Raw genomic sequence first — 5,875 nt, 5'->3', positions numbered from 1 at the left:
CCTACACATATTTGGTTTGTCGAAACAATGTTCAGTTTTCAAAGGTCTACCAAGCTATTCGTCATCCGAACAGCTTAATCATCATAACATCTTGTTAAGATGATGTCAACCAGAAGTTTGATTTAACAACGTTTCCGGTTGAGTCGTCATCGCTAAGCGACAACTTAATCAGAATAACATTTTGTTAACAGCTCGTCAACAACTAATTTCAATCTTTCAAATTGGTCTAGTTAGTAACTCGCTCGTGACAACGTCTATAACTATACCAACCCAGCCCCCGACCGTCAACTAAAATCGTCAAAACTTTCTAACCTTTTTTCAAAGGCATATCTTATAGACCCATCACCCAACAATAGTTACTTGACGGCCGTGTGTTTCCTGTTTTTTGGCGACAGACTGTTCGGCTTTATTTTGGCCATAAAAAAGCCCGCGGTCTCCCGTGGGCTAAAATTATCCTCAATTTACTGAACGCGAGCTAAGAAGTACCGCTTCTTCCCCCGGCGAACAATGACAAACTTACCATCAAACGCACTGGTTGGATCGATTTCGGCGGCGGGATCCGTCACCTTTTCGCCATTAATCCGAATCGCGCCGTTGGTGATGTCTTCTCTGGCTTGACGCCGGGAAGCTTCAATCTTGGTCGTATCCACTAACCATTCGACCAGGCCTTGCTTATCGGCCGTTACCGTCACGGATGGCATATTCTTGAAACCTTGTTCGATTTCACTAGCCGTCAGATCCGCGACATCCCCGGAGAACAGGGCCTTGGTAATGTGTTGCGCTTCGACTACGGCTTGGTGACCGTGAACGAATTCAGTCACTTCTTCGGCCAAACGCGTCTGGGCTTCCCGCTTCTCGGGGTGCGCCGCCACGGCATCGGCCAGGTGTTGAATCTCGTCTTGGCTCAAAAAGGTAAAGTACTTCAAGAACTTCACCACATCCCGATCATCCGTGTTGATCCAGAATTGGTAGAATTCGTAAGGCGAGGTCTTTTCGGGGTCTAACCAGACGTTGCCGCCTTCGGACTTCCCAAACTTAGTGCCGTCCGCCTTCAATAATAGTGGAATCGTCAAGCCGTAAACCTTGGCGTCGGAACCCTCCTGCCGGTGGATCAGGTCAATCCCGGACGTGATGTTCCCCCACTGGTCGGCGCCCCCAATTTGGAGTTGAACGTCTTCGTGTTTGTATAAATGAAGGAAATCGATCGATTGGAGAATTTGGTACGTGAATTCGGTGTAGGAAATGCCGACTTCCAAACGGGAGGCCACGATTTCCTTGTTCAACATGGTGTTGACGTTAAACAACTTCCCGAAGTCCCGCAAGAAGTCCAGCAGGGACAACTTGGACAACCAGTCGTAGTTGTTCACGATCTTAAAGCTACCGTCTTGGCCAAAAAGGTGTTCCATCTGCGCCGTCAAGCAGTCTTGGTTGTGCCGCACTTGGTCCATGGTCTGCAACTTCCGTTCGGCTTTCTTGCCGGATGGGTCCCCAATTGACCCGGTCGCGCCCCCAATCACGATGTATGGCCGGTGACCGGCTAACTGGAACCGTTTGAGAATCATAAACGGAATCAAGTGACCGATGTGCATCGAATCCCCGGTTGGGTCGATTCCGGCGTACAGCCCCACGGCCTTTTCGTTGACTAAGTCGGCCAGACCGGCTTCGTCCGTTTGTTGGTTAATGGCACCCCGCCATTTTAATTCATCAATAATCGACATCTGTTTTCCTCCTATATACTAAAAAAGTCCCCAACGGTCAGTAAGACCATCAGGGACGAATTCAAAATCCGCGTTACCACCCAAGTTGTTGTCGCATGACAACCGCTCGTCATCGTTAACGGAATGACCCGCTGAACTCGTCAGCCGCTCCACAGGGTAATTCATGTCCTCAGACGTTCCGACTCGCACTCCCGTCGGCTCTCTGCACCGTTGCTCAGGCCACTACTGAACTGTTTCATTGCTTATGTTCTTGATGATACTGGCCTCACGGCTAAATGTCAACTATTGGTCCCAAGATGCGGACTTGGCTTGACGGCCAGAACTACACGTTGGTGTTTATCACCAGCTTCTAGAAGAACAGCTTTAAACTCGCCCACACGATTTGAATGTTTAAAATCGTCAGGACCCCCGTGCTCAACCAGGCCAACCAGGTGACCCAGGGTTTATTGACGTACTCTGGCCCCATGATTTTTTTCGACGAGGTGAAAATGGTCAACGGAATCATCGAAAACGGCAACGCAATCGACAGGAAAACTTGCGAATTCACCAGTAACCGGTCCAATGCCGCTTCGCTTCCCCCGTAAAGAATGGTACAAATCACGACCGGGGCCACCGACAAGAGCCGCGTGACCAACCGCCGGACCCAGATGGGCACCTTCAGGTTAATGAATCCTTCCATGATCACTTGACCGGTCAACGTTCCCGTAATCGTCGAGTTCTGCCCCGAGGCCAACAGGGCCACCGCAAACAGCGTCGACAGGAGCGGTGACGCCACGGCCCCCGCCAGGTGATTATCCTGTAAGGCCGCGTAGAGGTTACCGAACGTCCCTAACTTGTCAACGTCCTTCCCGAAGAACAACGCCGCCCCCAACAGTAACAGCAGGCAGTTGATCACGAAGGCTCCCATCAACTGAATGTTGGAATCCCAGGTGGTGAACTTGACCGCCCGACGCATTTCGGCCGGGTCGTCGCGGTTGAATTTCCGCGTCTGTGCGATGGACGAATGCAAGTAGAGATTATGCGGCATGACCGTCGCCCCCACGATCCCCAGCGCCATGGTCAATTGACCCGGATGTAAAATCTGTGCTTGCGGCACAAAGTTAGCCACAGCCTGGCCCATGTTGGGTTGGGCGATGATGACTTCGTAAGCGAAGACCACCAAAATCACCGTAATCAGGCAGATCACGATGGCCTCAATTTTCCGAAAGCCGAGTTTAGTCAATAATAATAGAAGTAAGACGTCAAAAACGGTCAACGAAACGCCGATGATCAGCGGGATGCCGAACAGTAATTGGAGGGCGATTGCGCCCCCGATGACTTCGGCGATATCCGTCGCCATAATAGCCAATTCGGTGACCACCCACAGGACGAACCCCACGCGTTTAGTGGTGTACGACCGGGTGGCCTGGGCCAAATCCTGTTGCGTCACGATTCCCAGTTTAGCCGCCATGTATTGCAGCAACATCGCAATCAAACTGGAAATCAAGATCACGGACATCAGAAGGTACCCGTATTGGGCCCCACCCCCGATGGACGTCACCCAGTTACCGGGATCCATATACCCCACGGCAACCAGGGCACCCGGCCCCGAAAAGGCAATCAGGTTTTTGAAAAAGCCCTTTTCTTTCGGAATCGTCACGGTCCCGTTGATTTCTTCCAATGACGGCCCGTTGGCGGACCCCAGCAGTCCCCCTGACTTGTCTGCCGCGGTCTTTGAAACGTTATCTGTCATGTTTTCCACTCCCCTATCTGATGGTAGTCACCATTATACGGAGCCAAAAAGCTTTGTAAACCCAGATTTGGCGCGGGATTTCACAAGATTTAAATTACCCCCTAAATAGACCATATAAAAAGCGTCCGGGAATCCTAATCCCGCACGCTTCCGTAAAAATAACAATTTTAATAATAAAATTTATTGGCCGCTTCATTTTCAGAATCCTTCCCGTGACTCACGGATTCTGGAAGTCCAGCGCAAAGATCGACAGTTCGTGGTGTCGTAACGTTCGAATCAAGCGGTCCAGATTTTCACCGTACTTCAATTCCTTAATCCAGTGAAAGGCTTCGAGCTGATGGGCTTGGGCGAACCGCACGGCCTGGGGATCGGTCCCGTAGACCACGATGTAGTTGCCCCGCTTCTGCTCATCGATCACGACCTGACTGGTCAGCAGACTCAAATGCACGATACCGCCTAATAAGCGGTTAAAGATATCCGTGGTGACCCCCAACATATCGTAGGAGACCAGGATTTGGACCCGCGCGGCGGTCAGGTTCAACCCGTTGGTGTATTTACTCAAATACTTCTGGACCAACCGTAAATCGCTGGCCGTGACCTGGTCCGGATAGAGTTGGGCCAGGTTGTTGGCGATGTCCGTCGCGGCAGCCGTCGACGTTGGCGTGGTCCGGTACAGCGCCGTCACTTCTGGTCGCAAGAGCGGATCGACCCGGAAAAGCAACATGAATTGCCCCAGCGAAAAGAGCCAGTTGGCAAACCAATCCTGCCCCGTGGCAAAGTCGCTCAACGACGCAACGCTCGGCGCCAACTGATAGGTCGGCACCTTCTGACGTAACCCGGAATACAACCGCTGCATGTTGCGCGGTTGCAAGGCCCGCACGAAATACGGCGAACTGGTCAACAAGTAGTCCAGCGTGGCCAGTTCGGTCAAGGCCGCCCGCGGCGTATCGTTCAATTGTTGCTGGAATTTGACCGCTAGTGGCCGTAAGTCGGTCAGGTGCACCAGCGGGAACCGCAACGCCGAATAACGGTGCCCCTGCGACAACCGCAACAGCGCCAAGGTAATCAGCAGATTGCGGTGTTGCGCCAGTCCCTTAGAGTTCTGGTACAGGGTATCGTCGGCGTAGGTCGCGCAAATCGCTTCGTACAACGACTGGTAGTCCGCCGGTAATTCGGGCAGTTCGTTCAGCGTGGTCAGCGTGGTACTAAACAAGGTAAAGTACAGCAGCTGGACCAAGGTCTCGTCGCCGTTCAACCGGAGCGGATTGGTGGTCAACTCCAAGTGGTACTGCGCTAACTGTTGCCGCATCGGCCGCATCCGCCGGTTAAATGTCGACGTACTGATCCCGTACCGTTCACAGAGCGTTCGCACCTGTTGCGGTTCGGCACTCAACGTCGCCAGCACCGCTTGATACGGAATGCTGCGGGCGTAGAGCCAGTGCCGATAAACGTCGACCGTGATGGGCGTGGTCAGACTGTCCTTGGTTAACTTCGTATTGGGCGCCAGGTGCTGCAAGTCCGTCCGCAAATTCAATAGGATGTGGTAGGCTTGCGAATAGCTGCCCTGCATGTTGGTCGCAAAATCGACCAGGTTAAATTGGCCATGGTGATCCGTAATAAACGACATCAAACGTAATTTACGCGTATCTTTTACCGTTAACATCGCAAAATCAATTTTCAATGTTGCTCACTCCCCCAAGTTAGCGAACAGCCCCCGACCACGGACGATCAGGGGCTGTCTTCATGATTGATTAGTCAATGTTGTTAATCGTGACGTGGCGAACATCTTCTAGTTCGGTCAACGTCTCCTTCAGGATAATTCGCGGATCGTCGTACCGAACATCCGGTAGAACGCTGCTCAGGTAATTTCCCGTCAGTTGACCCGCACGAATTTCCGGTTGAATCGTCACCCGTTCTTGATCACTGGTGGTCAACGTCACCTTTTTACCAGCACTTAATCGTTCAACGAGTGGTAAAGTTGGAACCTGTTGCATCATTCTAATCGCCCTCCTATGCATTAACTTTCCAGTTCTATTTTACCACGTCAACAACTAATCCGTGGGTTTAGCCCCTCACGTTTACTTTATCGGGTAATCTACCCGGCGGGAGGCGCCGACTGGTCGTGGTTAATTGTTATAGAAGAAACGGAGCCGCCCACCCGTCATTTTTCGCCGGGAGATTTTTGCCCGTTGAATCCGTGATTTTTTGGTCTAGGCTACCCCGGCGATTTCACTTTCCTGTTCACGCAAGAAAGGTGACGGTTTCACGGTTTGGTCGCTCTCCAATTGGTCTTGAATTGGCCCCTTTATAAAAAGTTACATTTTTGTTACGTTTAGGGCCAGCCGTTTCACGCAACCTGTTAATCATGCTACCTGAATTATTCATACCTTCCAAAAAAGTCGTCAGTTTTCATGTTTTTCAAAAA

Annotated in this window: 4 protein-coding genes and 1 other annotated feature; all 4 genes read right to left on the bottom strand. The window is 51.5% G+C overall.

The features are described from left to right. Positions 1-461: 461 nt before the first annotated feature. Positions 462-1,718: a tyrosine--tRNA ligase gene (gene tyrS / locus FD38_RS10025; protein WP_057733820.1), complete on the bottom strand. Its 1,257-nt coding sequence runs from the start codon at positions 1,716-1,718 to the stop codon at positions 462-464. A gap of 48 nt (positions 1,719-1,766) precedes the next feature. Continuing rightward, positions 1,767-1,966: a binding site (T-box leader), on the bottom strand. 101 nt (positions 1,967-2,067) lie between these two features. After that, entirely contained in the window at positions 2,068-3,450 is a 1,383-nt protein-coding gene (locus FD38_RS10020; protein WP_057733818.1) for an Nramp family divalent metal transporter, read from the bottom strand. Between the two features lie 217 nt (positions 3,451-3,667). Next, positions 3,668-5,131: a helix-turn-helix domain-containing protein gene (locus FD38_RS10015; protein WP_057733816.1), complete on the bottom strand. Its 1,464-nt coding sequence runs from the start codon at positions 5,129-5,131 to the stop codon at positions 3,668-3,670. Positions 5,132-5,201: 70 nt separating this feature from the next. Continuing rightward, the gene (locus FD38_RS10010) at positions 5,202-5,447 is read right to left on the bottom strand and encodes a hypothetical protein (protein ID WP_057733814.1); all 246 of its coding nucleotides are present in this window, start codon (positions 5,445-5,447) and stop codon (positions 5,202-5,204) included. Between the last annotated feature and the right edge of the window lie 428 nt (positions 5,448-5,875).

This window comes from Levilactobacillus zymae DSM 19395 (assembly GCF_001434115.1).
GTDB lineage: Bacteria > Bacillota > Bacilli > Lactobacillales > Lactobacillaceae > Levilactobacillus > Levilactobacillus zymae.
This window is presented reverse-complemented; position numbering and strand designations above follow the sequence as displayed.

Bases quoted from the DNA above. Each gene is read 5' to 3' on its own strand.
- FD38_RS10020 (WP_057733818.1), bottom strand. From the start codon at position 3,450: ATGACAGATAACGTTTCAAAGACCGCGGCAGACAAGTCAGGGGGACTG.
- tyrS (WP_057733820.1), bottom strand. From the start codon at position 1,718: ATGTCGATTATTGATGAATTAAAATGGCGGGGTGCCATTAACCAACAA.
- FD38_RS10010 (WP_057733814.1), bottom strand. From the start codon at position 5,447: ATGATGCAACAGGTTCCAACTTTACCACTCGTTGAACGATTAAGTGCT.